The sequence below is a fragment of the Pseudomonas sp. NIBRBAC000502773 genome (assembly GCF_006517195.1).
In the GTDB taxonomy this organism is placed as follows: Bacteria; Pseudomonadota; Gammaproteobacteria; order Pseudomonadales; family Pseudomonadaceae; genus Aquipseudomonas; species Aquipseudomonas marginalis.
In genome coordinates, this window is sequence record NZ_CP041189.1 from 5,681,179 (window position 1) to 5,695,670 (window position 14,492).

A 14,492-nucleotide genomic window follows, 5' to 3' on the forward strand; every position below is an offset into this window, starting at 1 on the left:
CATTGTGGAGATGCCATGAGCACCTATCAGTCTGCGCACTATGGGTTGGAAACCTGGACTCGGGATCTGCGAGCGGCCTGCGGCCATTTCGACACGGAACTGGCCTTCAACCGCTCACTGTTCATCGGTGAGGTGTCCAAGCACTCCCGGGGCGGCCTGTCACTGGCCAACCTGCGCACCAACGCCGGCCTGATCAAACGCGAGCGGCCCAATGCCGATCACGATATGGACCAGCATTGCTTCCTGGTCAGCCAGCGCAGTGGCTATTGCCAGATCACCCAGAACGGCCAGGTCATTCAATTGGCCCCCGGCGATATGCTGCTGATGGACTCCACGGGTTCGATCGAGATCAGCCCCTTTGGTCTTATCGAACATGCCTCGCTGTCACTCTCGCGCAATGAAGTGTGCAAGCAGCTGGGCAGCGCCTCTAAGACCTTCGGCAAGATCTCTTCGAGCAAGGCCTGCGGGCGCATGCTCCACGTGTTGATGGACCAGCTGTGCCGCGAGGGCCTGGAGGGTCAGGATTCGATTGAAGAGGCCGAGGCGCTGCAAGCGGCGTTTGTTTCCCTGCTCGGTTCAGCCTTTGAACTGCATGACGCTCCAGGCGACAGCGCCACATCCTTGCACGGCAGTAACCTGCGCAGTTATGTGCAGAAAGTCATCGACGAGTCCCTGACCCAACCCGGCCTGAGCCCGGTGGGCCTGGCCAGCCGCCTGAACATCTCGGTGCGGCATTTGTACCGCTTGTTTGAAGAGCAGGACGACAGCGTCTGCCGCTACATCCAGCGTGCGCGGCTCAAACGCAGCGCGGACGATCTGACCAACCCGTTTCTCAAGAGCGAGTCGATCACCTCGATTGCCTACAAGTGGGGCTTCACCGATTCCGCGCACTTCAGCCGCTCGTTCAAGAAGCAATTCGAACTGTCGCCCAAGGATTTTCGTTCCACTCATCTGCAGCAAGCGGTCGGTGCGGCGTAGGGTATCGATGGATCAATGAAACCGCTCACCCTGTCGGCCCATAACATTTGCGCAGTCGCGGTTGAACACTTTGCCGCTTATGGCTACGACGCTTCATCGCTGAACGAAATCGCGGTCGGGGCGGGCATGCGCAAGGCCTCGCTGTACGCGCACTTTGTCAGCAAGGACGCGCTGTTTCAGACGGTCTTCGAGATTGCCCTGGCCCATGAACACCAGTACATCGCGCAGTGCTTCAAGGAAGAGGCCGGGCACCCCGGCGTGCCTGGGCAATTGCACCTTGAGCGGTTGCGCGGGCGCTATGCAGGGTCGGCGCACCTGCGCTTCCTGTTGCGCACGGCCTACTTTCCGCCGGCGGATATTCGCAGCGTGATTACGACAGGATTTGAGGGCTACCTGGCGAGCATTCGCGAGGATTTCCAGCGTGCCGCGCAAGGGCGGTACCGGATGGTACGACCCGAGGCGCTCGAGGTGTTTTGTGACGCTTACCTGGGTATCGTCGACAGCCTGCATGTGGAGCTGATCTATTCGACGCCCCAGGGTTATGTCAAACGGCTTGCGGCGTTGTCGCGGGTGTTCAGTGATTCACTGTCGCTGCTTGAAGGGGCGAGCGCTATTCAACGGATACACCGCCCCTCCCAGATTTGATCCGGTTTACATCCCGACAGAGGTCATTTCACCTCAGGCAACGTCGAGCCGCCGTCCACCACGATGGTCTGCCCGGTGATGTAGGTCGCCAGGTCGGAGGCCAGGAACAGCATGGCCCCGGCAATATCCTGAGCGGCACCGAGGCGTCCCAGGGGCACGCGGCTGGCGATGTCGGCATTGACCTGGCTGTCGCCCAGGTTATCCATGGCCGGCGTGGCAATCATCCCTGGCTCGACGCCGTTGACGCGCACCTGGTAAGTCGCCAGCTCCAGCGCGGCATTGCGGATAAAACCGTTGACCCCGGCCTTGGACGCCGCGTAGTGGCTGAGCCCCGCATAGGCGACCCGTGGCCCGGTGACCGATGAGGTGACCAGCACGCAGCCACCGCCCTGGCGTTGAAACATCGGCAGGGCGGCCTGGGTCAGCCAGAACAGGGCTGAGAGATTCACCGCCAGCGTGCGTTCAAGCATGGCCGGAGTGATCTGCGCGAACGCTGTCAACGGAAAGTAGCCGGCGTTGTGCACCAGGATATCCAGGCGACCCCAGGCCAGCTCTATGCCCTTGATCCCTTCGAACACCGCCGTCGCCTCGGCCAGGTCCAGCGCGATGGCCTCGACCTGGCAGCCGCGCGCACTCAAGCCCTCGGCCAATGCCTGGGCTTGTGCCAGGCGCAGGTCGGCGATCATGACGCGGGCGCCACGCCAGGCGAACGCCTCGACGATGGCCTGGCCGATACCCTGGGCGCCGCCGGTGACCAGCACGGTCTTGCCGCTGAAATCCAAGTCTTCAGGCATGTGCACGCTCCATATGGACGTAAGCCAGCGTGGGCACATCGACAATGCTCGAACCGCCATCGGCGACCACGCTGGCGCCGGTGATGATCGCGGCATCCGGGCTGGCCAGGAAGCGGCATACCTTGGCGATTTCCTCGGCGCTGGCGGGGCGCCGCAACGGCACGTCGGCGCATACGCGGGCATAGGCTTGCGGCAGGGTGTCGCCGTGGAAGCTCATCAGCGGCTGCATTTCCTCGTCGGCCATGGGCGTGGTAACCCAGCCGGGACACACCGCGTTCACCCGCACACCGCGTGGGCCGTAATCCCGCGCCAGGGAGCGATTGAGCCCGAGCAGCGCATGCTTGGCGGTGGTGTAGCCGCATACTTCGGGTCCGGCGGCCAGCGAGGCGATGGAACCGAGCAGCACGATATTGCCGGCGCTTTCGATCAGCAGCGGCAGGCAGGCGCGAGCGCTGTAGAACGCGCTGTCCAGGTTGCTGCGCAAGGCCGCCTCCCAGGTGTGTGGGCTGGTCTGGGTGGCGCTGCCCACGCCATGCCCGCCGGCGCAGGCCAGCAGCACATCGAGGCGGCCGTAGCGCTCACCGATCTGCGCAACGAAACCCTCCCAGGTGGCCGGGCAGGCCGCATCGCCGACCAGCACCAGGCCGCCGGTGTCCTGTGCAACTTGTTCCAGCGGCTCGCGGCGACGGCCGATGAGCACCAGGTTGGCGCCTTCGGCGGCGTATAAGCGCGCGCAGGCGGCCCCGATGCCCGTGCCGGCACCGGTGATGACAACGGTGCGTGGATCAGGCATCGGGATACTCCGTGCGGTTGAGCACTTGGCAGTAGGAGCTGACCGGAAAGTTCGACAGCTCATCGAACGACGCGCCGGCATAGCCGAAGATCTTGCCGTCGCTGCGGTGCTGTTGCAGGTCGATCAGCACCAGGCCGAGGGTCGGGATGATTTTTTCGCGCCAGACGAACAGGTACAGCTGATCGGCGATCTTGTAGTAGTGGCAGCGGTCGGTATCGCACAGGCCTTGCTCCACGCCCTTGAGGCATTGCCAGGCATAGAACTGATCGTTCAGGTAGATGTGCTCGTAGACTTCGCTGGGGCTGTAGCGATACAGGTTGCGCAGGCCGGTCAGTTCCTGGGTGGGCGCGTGGGGGCATTGGCCCGGCTGCCAGGGTTGATCCAGGCTGCCGTGCAGGAAGTCCACGTCCACCGAGGTCAGGGCCTTGCCGGCCAGGGCGCGGCTGTAGAGGCCTTGCTCGGTTTGTTCGCGGTCCGGCATGCGCCCGATCACGGCGGTGAACGACGACGTGGTGGTGTCCAGCACCAGGCTGATGGACCAAGCCTGGCCGGCTTCATGCTTGATGAAGTCGACCAGGTACAGGCCCGGGCGGACCGAGGTGGCGCGGTAGGCGGCCGAACCGCTGGAGTGACCATCGGCGGCGTGCCAGTGCAACTGCTCGGTGTCGAAGCGATGCTCGATCTGCCAGCCGTTGGCGAAGTGCAGGGTGAAGGCCTTGCCGTTGAGGTCGGCAAGGTTGGGCAGGATAAACGCGTCGGGGGCAAACCCGTCGGCGAGGGCGCCTACGGTGATCCAGTCGGATGAAGTGGTCATTGCATGGCTCCGGTTGAGGGAATGGACACCCCGGATCATGCGGTTGGCAACCTGGCGCGCCTATCAACCAAAGGGTTGAGGCGGCTTACAGAAACAGCGCGGCGACCAGTTCGGTACGGCTGCTGACACCCATCTTGCGGAACAGGTGGATCAGGTGGGTCTTGATGGTCGGCAGGCCGACATCCAGCTCCAGGGCCAGTTGCTTGTTGCTCGCGCCCTGGCGTAATAACCAGGCAATCTCGCGCTCTTTGGGCGTGAGCCCGGCCAATGCATCGTCGCAGGGCTGCATATTGGCCACGGCCATTTGCAGCAACGCCTGCAAGGCATTGAGCTGAGCCAGTTGGTCGGGGGTAAACACCCCTTGCTCCGCCGTGCGCAGCAAGGAGATGGCCGCCTGGGGCTGGTCGGCGCGATGGGCGACGATCTCCACCACATCGACCACACCATAGCGTTGCAGGAAGTCTTGATAGCGGCGGCTGTCACGCAGGGGCTGGCGGGCCATGGCGAACCCCAGCGGCACCACCGCCAGCCCGCTGGACAGGCAATTGCGCGGTTGCAACGGGTCGAATTGGCGGTAGTTGTCGAGGTAGTCGCGGTGCATCTCACCGCTCATGCCTTGCAGCCTGAAATCACGGGCCTGCAACTGGCGGTCGACACAATAGAACGCTGCCTGGCTGGCGGGCACCAGTTGAGTGAAAGCCTGCAGGCAATGGCCGGCGACTTCCTGAGCGGGGATGGCGTGCATGGTCAGTCACCTGCGCCGGAACAAACGCTGCCGGCCGAAGCCGGCAGAGGGGAGCGATCAGACTACCGCGAAATAGTGCTTCACAAAACTCTCGCTCACCACTTCCCACAGCACCGGTGTGCCCTGGGTCACGAACCAGCTGTCGCCGGCTTTGTAGCGGGTACTCTGGCCAGTACTTTCGTCGGTCAGCACCACTTCGCCGGTGACCACCGTGGCTTGTTCGGCGAACGGGTAGACCATGCGGAACTTGCCTTGGGTGGTGCCGAAATAGGCGCTGCTGACGGCGTCGGTCGGGGCGCCGAAGGTCATTTTGCCAAAGGCTTTGACTTCACCTTCGAGGATCTCGGAGCCGAGGTCGGCAACGGTGCCCCAGGCATCGAGGTCGGATAATTGGATGTCTTTCTTCAGGGTGGTAACGGGCATGGCAGTTCTCCTGTGAATGAAACAGTGGGGCTCAACGGCGACCGTTGAAGTAGCCCGAAAGTTGGTGAAGGCTTTTGCCGGCCGTGAGCAGCAGCGGGCGGATATGGTCCTTGCCCAGGATCTGCGCATGCTTGACCGCGCTGATCAGGTCGTAGCGCGACGAGCCTTCGCTCATGCCTTCGGCCAGGACCTTGCAGATGATGTGGCTGGGCGTGACCCCGAAGCCGGCGTAGCCCTGCACATAAAAGGCATTCGGACGCCCGCTGAGCGTGCCGATCTGCGGGAACAGGTTAGCCCCGGTCGCCATCGGCCCGCCCCACGCCAGGTCGATCTTCACGTCCTTGAGGTAGGGGAAAATCTTCAGCATCAGGTTGCGGTTCCAGGCCTTGAGGTCCAGCGGGATGTGTTCGACAAAAGGCGTGGCGGCACCGAACAGCAAGCGGTTTTCGTTGGTGACCCGGTAGTAGTCGATCACCGGGCGGATATCGCTGTAGGCGCCGCGTATCGGGCTGATGCGGTTGATCAGCTCGTCGGATAGGGGTTCGGTCATCAACTGGAAGGCGTAGGTATTGACCGTGGTCTTGTGCAGTTCCGGTTCCAGCTTGTTGAGAAAGCTGTCGCAGGCCCACAGCAACTTGGAGGCCTTGACCGAGCCTCGGCCGGTGCGCACGGTAATGCGTTCGCCATAACTGACTTCCAGGGCCGGGCTGTGCTCAAAGATGCGCACACCGTGGCCGGCCAGGGCCTTGGCTTCGCCCAGCAGCAGGTTCAGCGAGTGCACGTGCCCGCCGCCCATGTGCAGCAGCGCGCTGGTATAGGCGTCGGAACCGATGATCTGCTTGACCTCGGAGCCGGCCATAAAGCGGATTTCGTCCTTGGTGTTGATCGACTTGAAGTCCTTCTCCCAGGCGCGCAGGGTTTTTTCCTGGCGGGCGTTGAAGCCCATGTAGCCGTAGCCGTGGCAGAAGTCGGCGTCGATCGCGTACTTGGCGATGCGATCCTTGATGATGCCGGCGCCCAGCTCGCTGATTTCAAAGATCTGGCGCAGGCCTTCGTCGCCGACCTGGTTCTTGATTTTCTCCAGGTCATGGCCGATCCCCGCCATGATCTGCCCACCATTGCGACCCGTGCCGCCGAAACCCAGGTAGCGCGCTTCGAGCACCACAATGTTGGTGATGCCTTTTTCGGCCAGTTCCAGTGCGGTGTTGATGCCGGAGAAACCGCCGCCAATCACCACCACATCGGCTTCCACGTCCTGTTCGAGGGTGGGGAAGCTGAGGTTGTATTTCTTGGTTGCCGAGTAGTAGGTCGGCGTTTCGATATTGATCATGGCGCAGCCTGGAAAAGTGAAGGGAAACTCACTGCAGAGCCGACACGAAGCTCTGTGCCTGTTGGGGTGTATTAGGTGCCTTCCGCGCGGTAGGTGTCTTGATTCTGTGTGCCGCCGCTCTTGACCGTGGCTGCCAATCATCAACCTTGAATCCGGCCGCGCGGTAAAGCCGCACACGGGTAACAATCGCCAATGCTAGAATGTTGTTAATCTGTTAACCAATTGCGACGCCGCCATCCATGTCCAAACCGCGCCAATCCCTGACCCTCACTTTGCTCCATGCGCGTGAAGCCGCCATGGGGTTTTTTCGCCCTTCGCTCAATCAACACGGACTGACCGAGCAGCAATGGCGGGTCATTCGGATCCTCAGCCAGCATGAGGAGCTTGAGATCAATCGCCTGGCCGAGCTGGCGTGCATCCTCAAGCCGAGCATGACCGGAGTGCTGGTGCGCATGGAAGCGGCAGGCATGGTTGAGCGGCGCAAGGCGCAACAGGACCAACGCCGCGTGCTGGTGCGGCTGGCCGAGAAGGGCCAAGCCTGTTTCGACTCCATGAGCCAGAGCATGGAAGCCAATTACCAGCGCTTGCAGGCGGGGTTTGGCGAAGAGAAGTTGCAGACCTTGCTGACCTTGCTCAACGAACTGAAAACCCTCAAGCGCTAGTTAAGCTAGCCCCACAGCTGCCGAGCGCAAGCGAGGCTGCGTCAGTAGACGCCGCCGGCCGCGCTGGCAGGCGCCGGTGAATCCTTGAAGGCCGCCGCCAGGCTTTGCAGCCCGCGCATCAGCACCGTGGTGTCGACGCCCACCGCCACGAACGCCGCGCCCAGTTCGATGTAGCGCCGCGCCAGTGCCTGGTCGGCGCTGAGAATGCCGGCGGCTTTGCCGGCGTTGCGGATGCGCGCGATGGCGTCTTCGATGGCGGCCTGCACCTCGGGGTGGCCGGGGTTGCCGCGATGGCCCATCGACGCGCTCAGGTCCGCCGGCCCGATAAACACCCCGTCGACGCCTTCCACCGCCGCAATCGCCTCCAGGTTGGCCAGGCCCTCGCGGTTTTCGATCTGCACCAGCAGGCACATCTGCTCATCGGCGTGGTCGAGGTAACCGGCAATGCTGTTCCAGCGTGAAGCCCTGGCCAGCGCACTGCCGACGCCGCGCACGCCCTTGGGCGGATAGTGGATGGCGTTTACCAGCGTACGCGCCTGTTCTGCGCTCTCCACCATGGGCACCAGCAAGGTCTGTACGCCAATGTCGAGCACTTGCTTGATCAACGCGGTGTCGCCGATCACCGGGCGAATCACCGGCTGGCTGGGGTAGGGCGCCACGGCCTGGAGCTGGCCGAGCAGGCCGCGCAGGTCGTTGGGCGCATGTTCGCCGTCGATCAGCAGCCAATCGAAACCGGCGTTGGCGGCCAGTTCCGCGCAATAGGCATCGGCCAGGCCCAGCCACAGGCCGATCTGGGTTTCACCGCTGCGCAGGCGATGTTTGAAGGTGTTGACAGGCATGTCCATGAGCACTCTCCCGTTAAACGAATCGGCAGGCAATCGACCCCAGCATGTCGTAGTCGACATGGAAGGTATCGCCAGGGTTGGCCGCCACCGGGCGGGTGAAGGAGCCACCGAGGATGATTTGCCCGGGTTGCAGGGTGACGTCATAGGCGGCCAGTTTATTCGCGAGCCAGGCCACGCCCTTGGCCGGGTGATTGAGTACGGCGGCGGAGACGCCGGACTCTTCGATCACACCATTGCGGTAAAGCACCGCCGGCACCTTGCGCAAGTCGATCTCGGTGGGCCACACGGCCCGCCCGCCCATGACCACGCCGGCGTTGGCTGCGTTGTCGGAGATGGTGTCGAACACCTTGCGGGTCGCCTTGGTGTGCGGGTCGACCTGCTGGATGCGTGCATCGATGATCTCCAGTGCAGGGATCACCCATTCGGTGGCGTCGAGTACGTCGAACACCGTCACGTTCGGGCCTTTCAGCGGTTTGCCCAGGATAAATGCCAGCTCCACCTCAACGCGCGGCACGATAAAGCGCTCGAAGGGGATGTCGGTACCTTCATCGAAGAACATGTCGTCCAGCAGCGCACCGAAATCCGGCTCGGTGATGTTGGACGAGACCTGCATGGCCCGGGAGGTCAGGCCGATCTTGTGGCCGACCAGCTTGCGCCCGTCCCTGATTTTCTGTTCCACCCAGGCGCGCTGGATGGCGTAGGCGTCTTCGAGGGTGATCGCCGGGTGATCGAGGGAAAACTGACGCACCTGTTCGCGTGAACGTTCTGCCTGGTCGAGGCGCGCGGCGGCTTGCAAAATGAGCGATTGATCAAGCATGGCAAGAGTCTCTTATTGAAAGTTGACGATGGCCGCCCGGGTGCGCAGCACCAGGAGGCCGCCAAGAGCAATCAGCAGCGCCAGGACGTACAGGGCCAGGCTGGCGCTCTGGGTGGTGTCGCGCATCCAGCCGATCAGGTAGGGCGCGAAGAATGACGCGATGCTGCCGAACGAGCTGATCAGGGCGATCCCCGCGGCCTGGGTGTTATTGGAGAGGAACGCGGGAGGCAGTTGCCAGAACATCGGCAACGCCGCGCTGGCGCCCATGCCGGCGACGATCAGGCCGCCCAGCACCACGGCCGGGTTGGCGGGGGCGAGCCCGGCGATGGCAATGCCCACGGCCGACATCAGCAAGGGCACGCACAGGTGCCAGCGGCGTTCACGCTGGCGGTCGGACGAACGCCCGCAGCCGATCATGAAAAAACACCCGGCGAGGTACGGCACCGCACTCAGCAGGCCGACCTTGCCGTCGCTGCCGATGCCGGCGCCGTGGATCAGCGTCGGCATCCAGAACGCCAGGGTGTTGACCGCCAGCATCACCGCGAAGTACACCGCCACCAGCAGCCACACCTGTGGGTTGCTGAGAATGGCGGAAAACGAGGTGATGGATTTGCGGTGTTCTTCCCGGTGCAGTTGCTCGCGCAGGTGTTGCTTCTGCTCCGGCGCCAGCCACTTGACCGTCTCGAAGCTGTCCGGCAGGCACTTGAGCACCACCAGCCCGAGCAGAATCACGGGGGCGCCTTCGATGACGAACATCCATTGCCAGCCGCGCAGGCCGCCCAGGTCGTGGAAGTGTTCAAGGATGCCGCCGGACAGCGGGCCGCCGATCACCCCGGCCATCGGCACCGCGATGGCAAACAAGGCGGTGACTTGCGCGCGACGCCCGGCCGGGTACCAGCGGTTCAGAAACACCAGGATGCCCGGGAAGAAACCGGCCTCGGCCACCCCCAGCAAAAAGCGCAGCACATAGAAGCCCATGGCGCTGTCGATCAGGAACATGCAGGTCGACAGCACGCCCCACACCACCATCAGCGTGGCAATCCACCGCCTTGGGCCGACACGGTCCAGGGCCATGTTGCTGGGGACGCCGAAGAGCGCGTAGGCCACGAAGAACAGGCCGGCGCCGAAGCCATAGACCGTGTCGCTGAAGTTCAAATCTGCGCTCATCTGCATCTTGGCGAAGCCGATGTTGATGCGGTCGAGGTGGGCGAAGAGGTAGCAGACCAGCAACAGCGGCATCAGCCGCCAGGTAATGGTGCTGTGGGTACGGTCGCGTGCGACCTGGCCGAGGGGGGCGGCGGTATGGGCTGTGCTCATGGTCTTATACTTTTTGTCTGAGAGGCCGAGGGTGTGAACGGGCAGGGTGCTTTAGCCGACCTGCGCCTTGAGGAACGCATGCACGTTGTTCTGCTTGAAGTTGAGCTGCTCGTGCAGTTCGAGCATTTCAAACGACAAGGCCAGCAGGCGCTGGGCCTGAAGCGCGGCGAAGTGCTCGGTGATGACCTCGAACAGGCGCTCGGCGACGTGCTGCCGTGTCGCCAGGTCGCGGCCATGGCCGACCTTCAACGTCATGTGCACGAAGGCGTAGTCATGCTTGCCGTCGGCCATGCGCCAGGTGTCCAGGCGCACGCCACGACTGCGGATGCCGCCCAGGGGAAACACGCCGCTGGCGCCCAGGCTGGCGTGGACTTTTTCAAACAGGCCCGGCAGGTCGGCTTGCTGTTCGATGTTGTCGGTGTATTCAGCGATGAAGTGGGGCATGAACGGCTCCTTCAGGCTGCGCGGGGATGCCGCGCGGCCATGCGGTCAAACAGGGAAAATGGCGTTGATCTGCCCGGTGCCCGAGCTGCCGAAGGGTTCGGTGATGATCTCGGCCGGCTTGTCGTAGTCCGGCCCGCCGAGCAAACCGAGAAGCATGGCGGTGTCGTGCATCTTGCCTTCGCCAAAGCAATGCTCGGCGTAGTCCGGGAGCATGGCGCAGAACTCTTTCCAGCGGCCCTGGCGCCACAGTTCCACCACATGCAGGTCGACCTGTTTGTCGAATTCACGGGTCCAGTTATGGATATTGGCTTCGGCATTGCGGTCGTCGGAGAAACGGTGCGACAGCGACCCCGAGGCCAGCACCACGACTTTACGGTCGCTCTTCTCGATGGCCCGGCGCACGGCGGCGCCGAAGGTGAAGCTGTCTTGCAGGCGATGCCAGGCACACCAGGCGGCAATCGAAACGACGTTGAAGGTCTGCTCGTCCGGTACGCCCATGTGCATGTAGCGCATCGGCACCAGGGTGCCGTACTCCAGCTCCAGGCTCGGGATGTTGTGGGCCAGGGTGCGCACGTCGGCGGCGTTGGCCTCGGCGGCGATCAGCTCGCCCAGCTCCGGGCAGCCGGGGTATTCGTAGGCCATGTTCTTGATGAAGTGCGGCAGTTCGTTACTGGTGTAGATGCCCTTGAAGTGCTCGCCGCCGTTGACGTGATAGGCGCTGTTGACCAGCCAGTGCACGTCGAACACCACGGCGGTATCGGCGCCCAGCTCGCGGGCGCGCCGACCGATTTCCTTGTGCCCGGCAATCGCCGCTTCGCGGCAGCCGTGGTGCTTGCCAGGCAGCTCCGACAAATACATCGAGGGTACGTGGCAGATTTTCGCCGCCAGGACGACTTCGCCCATGATGATGCTCCTGAAATTGTTGTTGTTGTCGTCGGGGGACTGGTGTTGCTCAGACGCCCCAGCGTGGAATGTGATGGCTGCCCATCGAGATACACACGTTCTTGATCTCGGCGAACACTTCGAAGCTGTACTGGCCGCCTTCACGGCCGGTGCCGGAGCCCTTCACGCCGCCGAACGGTTGGCGCAGGTCGCGCACGTTCTGGCTGTTGATGAACACCATGCCCGCTTCGATGCCATAGGCCAGACGATGCGCCTTGCCGATGTCCTGGGTCCAGATGTAAGACGCCAGGCCGTATTCGGTATCGTTAGCCAGTTGCAAGGCTTCGGCTTCGTCCTTGAACGGAATCAGGCACACCACCGGACCGAAGATCTCTTCCTGGGCGATACGCATGGAGTTGTTCACGTCAGCGAACACCGTGGGCTGGATGAACTGGCCTTTGCTCAGATGCGCCGCCAGGTTGGCCGGGCGCTCCAGGCCACCGGCGAGGAGGGTGGCGCCTTCTTCCATACCGATCTTGATGTAGCCGGTGACCTTGTCGTAGTGGGCCTGGGTGATCATCGAGCCGACCTGGGTTTTCGGGTCCTGCGGGTCGCCGACGATCAAGCGCTTGGCGCGCGCGGCGAACTCGGCGACGAACTGCGGGTACACGCTTTCCTGGATAAAGATCCGGCTGCCGGCGGTGCAGCGCTCACCGTTCAACGAGAAGATGGTGAACAACGCAGCGTCGAGGGCGCGTTCCAGGTCGGCATCTTCGAAGATCAGCACCGGCGACTTGCCGCCCAGTTCCATGGAGTACTTTTTCAGCCCGGCGGTCTGCATGATTTTCTTGCCGGTGGCAGTGCCGCCAGTGAAGGAAATCGCGCGGACATCGGGGTGACGCACCAGGGCATCGCCGGCGGTGGCGCCGTAACCCTGGATGACATTGAGCACGCCTTTTGGAATTCCGGCTTCCACCGCCAGGCGCCCCAGTTCGTTGGCGGTCAGCGGCGACAGCTCGGACATTTTCAGCACCGCGGTATTGCCCAGGGCCAGGCACGGCGCGGTTTTCCAGGTGGCGGTCATGAACGGCACGTTCCACGGCGACACCAGCGCGCAGACACCCACCGGCTGATACAGGGTGTAGTTGAGCATCTGGTCATCGACCGGGTAGCTGTGGCCGTCCATACGCGTGCAGACTTCGGCGAAAAAATCGAAGTTGTGCGAGGCGCGAGGAATCAATACGTTTTTGGTCTGGTGAATCGGCAGGCCGGTGTCGAGGGTTTCCAGTTCGGCCAGGTGCGGCACGTTCTGTTCGATCAGTTCACCCAGCTTGCGCATCAAGCGCGCCCGTTCCTTGGCCGGGGTGCCGGCCCATTTCGGGAAGGCTTCCTTGGCCGCCGCCACGGCTTGCGCGACTTCCTCGGCGCCGCCGCTGGCGACTTCACCGATGGCTTCGCCGGTGGCCGGGTTGTAGTTGACGAACACGTCTTTGCTTTCGACCTCACGGCCGTTGATCCAATGTTTGATCATGCTGCTCAAGCCTCTTTACGGGCGCTGAAGAACGCCGCTTCGCTGACAATTCGGTTAACCAGGCGGCCTACGCCTTCGACTTCCACAATCACTTCATCGCCCGGCACGACGTCGGCCAGGCCTTCGGGAGTGCCGGTGGCGATCATGTCGCCGGGTTGCAGGGTCATGAAGCTGGACAGGTATTCGATCAGGTAGGGAATGTCGAAAATCATGTCCTGGGTGCTGCCTTCCTGGCGCAACTCGCCGTTGATCCAGGTGCGCAGTTTCAGGTTGCTCGGGTCCGGCACATCGGCCACATCGACGATCCATGGGCCGACGGGGGTGGTGGCGTCGCGGTTCTTCACGCGCAGGTTGGGCCGGTAGTAGTTTTCCAGGTAGTCGCGAATCGCGTAGTCGTTGCACACCGTGTAGCCCGCCAGGTAATCCAGGGCGTCTTCGCGCTTGACGTTGCGCGCCGGCTTGCCGATGACGGCCACCAGCTCGCACTCGTAGTGCATATAGGCGACGTTATCCGGGCGCCAGGTCACCTGGTTGTGGCCGGTGTAGGTGCCCACGGATTTGATAAACGCCAGGGGTTCGGTCGGCGGCTTGAACGCCAGTTCGGCGGCGTGGTCGGCGTAGTTCAGGCCCAGGGCGAACATGCTGCCGGTGGCCGGTGGCAGCCATTGCACCTGGTCTTCGGCCAGCAGGCGGCCGTCAGCCAGGCGCACGGCGTTTTCAGCTTCGACCTGTACCGAATGGACTTCACCTTCAAAGCGAATACGGGCGTGTTTCATGGGAGCTCCTCTGCCTTGATGTGGTTGACCAGGCGGCCGAGGCCGCTGATCTCGACCTCCACGGTGTCGCCGGGCTGTACATCCACCCGGCCTTCGGGCGTGCCGGTGATCAGCACATCGCCTGCGTGCAGGGTCATGAATTCGCTGATCTCGGCGATCAGCAATTGAATATTGCGCACGAAGTTGGCCGTGGTGTTGTGCTGGCGAACCTCGCCGTTGACGTACAGCGTGATCGCGAGATTGTGCGGGTTCGAGACCTGTGCGGTGGGGATCAGCTCGGGCCCGATGGCGCAGAACCCATCGCGGCATTTGGCTTTGACGGCGGGGCGGTAGTAGCTGTCTTCCGGCAGGCTGAACTCATTGACCAGGGTGTAGCCGGCCACGTAGTCGAGGGCTTCGGCCGCGCTGACGCGACTGGCGCTCTTGCCCATCACCACCCCTAATGCCGGCCCAGGTTGCAGGCGTTCGCCCTGGCCGGGATGCACCACCTCGGCGCCGTGCTGGTTGCGGGTGTTGGGCGTCTTGATGAACAGCACCGGCTTGACCGGCGGTTTCTGGTACGGCGGCTGTTCGAATTCGGCGAGGCGCTGCTTGAGCAACCCCTGGTAGTTCAGCGCGACACCGAAAAGGGTGCCGGTCGCGATGTCATGCAAGGCACGGCTCATGGGTTCTCCTGGCAGGGCCATGGCGGCCTTG

At 63.1% G+C, this 14,492-nt stretch carries 17 protein-coding genes; 3 read left to right on the forward strand and 14 right to left on the reverse strand.

Annotation, left to right across the window (positions count from 1 at the left end):
* Positions 1-15: 15 nt before the first annotated feature.
* Together feaR and NIBR502773_RS26390 are read left to right on the forward strand one after the other, a co-directional pair.
* Positions 16-978 carry a transcriptional regulator FeaR gene (gene feaR / locus NIBR502773_RS26385; RefSeq protein ID WP_065939648.1) on the forward strand — a complete coding sequence of 321 codons (963 nt, stop codon included), beginning with the start codon at positions 16-18 and terminating at the stop codon, positions 976-978.
* Positions 979-993: 15 nt separating this feature from the next.
* A complete protein-coding gene (locus NIBR502773_RS26390) occupies positions 994-1,623 on the forward strand; it encodes a TetR/AcrR family transcriptional regulator (protein ID WP_141157325.1) in 630 nt (209 codons plus the stop codon).
* Positions 1,624-1,646: 23 nt separating this feature from the next.
* Here the strand turns inward: NIBR502773_RS26390 and NIBR502773_RS26395 are convergent, their stop codons facing one another.
* From NIBR502773_RS26395 to NIBR502773_RS26420, 6 genes are all read right to left on the reverse strand, one after another.
* The gene (locus NIBR502773_RS26395; RefSeq protein ID WP_141157326.1) at positions 1,647-2,417 is read right to left on the reverse strand and encodes an SDR family oxidoreductase; all 771 of its coding nucleotides are present in this window, start codon (positions 2,415-2,417) and stop codon (positions 1,647-1,649) included.
* Complete coding sequence (locus tag NIBR502773_RS26400; RefSeq protein ID WP_141157327.1) at positions 2,410-3,210, reverse strand: SDR family NAD(P)-dependent oxidoreductase; 801 nt, start codon at positions 3,208-3,210, stop codon at positions 2,410-2,412. Before NIBR502773_RS26400 ends, NIBR502773_RS26395 begins: the two co-directional genes overlap by 8 nt.
* Positions 3,203-4,024 (reverse strand): molybdenum cofactor biosynthesis F family protein, encoded by an 822-nt coding sequence (locus tag NIBR502773_RS26405; RefSeq protein ID WP_065923951.1) that lies wholly within the window; start codon positions 4,022-4,024, stop codon positions 3,203-3,205. The genes NIBR502773_RS26400 and NIBR502773_RS26405 overlap by 8 nt, the downstream gene beginning before the upstream one ends.
* An 85-nt stretch (positions 4,025-4,109) precedes the next feature.
* Positions 4,110-4,769 (reverse strand): LuxR C-terminal-related transcriptional regulator, encoded by a 660-nt coding sequence (locus NIBR502773_RS26410; RefSeq protein WP_092488332.1) that lies wholly within the window; start codon positions 4,767-4,769, stop codon positions 4,110-4,112.
* A gap of 57 nt (positions 4,770-4,826) precedes the next feature.
* Positions 4,827-5,192 carry a cupin domain-containing protein gene (locus NIBR502773_RS26415; RefSeq protein WP_141157328.1) on the reverse strand — a complete coding sequence of 122 codons (366 nt, stop codon included), beginning with the start codon at positions 5,190-5,192 and terminating at the stop codon, positions 4,827-4,829.
* 31 nt (positions 5,193-5,223) lie between these two features.
* The gene (locus NIBR502773_RS26420) at positions 5,224-6,522 is read right to left on the reverse strand and encodes an FAD-binding oxidoreductase (protein ID WP_027603486.1); all 1,299 of its coding nucleotides are present in this window, start codon (positions 6,520-6,522) and stop codon (positions 5,224-5,226) included.
* Positions 6,523-6,761: 239 nt separating this feature from the next.
* Between NIBR502773_RS26420 and hpaR the strand changes: the two genes are divergently transcribed.
* Positions 6,762-7,184, forward strand: a complete 423-nt coding sequence (gene hpaR, locus NIBR502773_RS26425; RefSeq protein ID WP_027603487.1) for a homoprotocatechuate degradation operon regulator HpaR — start codon at positions 6,762-6,764, stop codon at positions 7,182-7,184.
* Positions 7,185-7,225: 41 nt separating this feature from the next.
* Here the strand turns inward: hpaR and hpaI are convergent, their stop codons facing one another.
* Genes hpaI through NIBR502773_RS26465 form a run of 8 tightly spaced genes read right to left on the reverse strand, consistent with a single transcriptional unit; the run spans position 7,226 to position 14,461 of the window.
* Positions 7,226-8,029, reverse strand: coding sequence for a 4-hydroxy-2-oxoheptanedioate aldolase (gene hpaI / locus NIBR502773_RS26430; protein WP_141157329.1), 804 nt, complete (start codon positions 8,027-8,029; stop codon positions 7,226-7,228).
* Positions 8,030-8,042: 13 nt separating this feature from the next.
* Positions 8,043-8,846, reverse strand: a complete 804-nt coding sequence (gene hpaH, locus NIBR502773_RS26435) for a 2-oxo-hept-4-ene-1,7-dioate hydratase (RefSeq protein WP_141157330.1) — start codon at positions 8,844-8,846, stop codon at positions 8,043-8,045.
* A gap of 12 nt (positions 8,847-8,858) precedes the next feature.
* Positions 8,859-10,163, reverse strand: a complete 1,305-nt coding sequence (locus NIBR502773_RS26440) for an MFS transporter (RefSeq protein ID WP_141157331.1) — start codon at positions 10,161-10,163, stop codon at positions 8,859-8,861.
* Positions 10,164-10,214: 51 nt separating this feature from the next.
* Positions 10,215-10,607, reverse strand: coding sequence for a 5-carboxymethyl-2-hydroxymuconate isomerase (locus tag NIBR502773_RS26445; RefSeq protein WP_141157332.1), 393 nt, complete (start codon positions 10,605-10,607; stop codon positions 10,215-10,217).
* Positions 10,608-10,652: 45 nt separating this feature from the next.
* Complete coding sequence (gene hpaD, locus NIBR502773_RS26450; RefSeq protein ID WP_141157333.1) at positions 10,653-11,510, reverse strand: 3,4-dihydroxyphenylacetate 2,3-dioxygenase; 858 nt, start codon at positions 11,508-11,510, stop codon at positions 10,653-10,655.
* Between the two features lie 49 nt (positions 11,511-11,559).
* Complete coding sequence (hpaE, locus tag NIBR502773_RS26455) at positions 11,560-13,020, reverse strand: 5-carboxymethyl-2-hydroxymuconate semialdehyde dehydrogenase (protein ID WP_141157334.1); 1,461 nt, start codon at positions 13,018-13,020, stop codon at positions 11,560-11,562.
* A 5-nt stretch (positions 13,021-13,025) separates the two neighbouring features.
* Positions 13,026-13,796 (reverse strand): fumarylacetoacetate hydrolase family protein, encoded by a 771-nt coding sequence (locus NIBR502773_RS26460; protein WP_065947990.1) that lies wholly within the window; start codon positions 13,794-13,796, stop codon positions 13,026-13,028.
* Entirely contained in the window at positions 13,793-14,461 is a 669-nt protein-coding gene (locus NIBR502773_RS26465; RefSeq protein ID WP_141157335.1) for a fumarylacetoacetate hydrolase family protein, read from the reverse strand. Before NIBR502773_RS26465 ends, NIBR502773_RS26460 begins: the two co-directional genes overlap by 4 nt.
* Between the last annotated feature and the right edge of the window lie 31 nt (positions 14,462-14,492).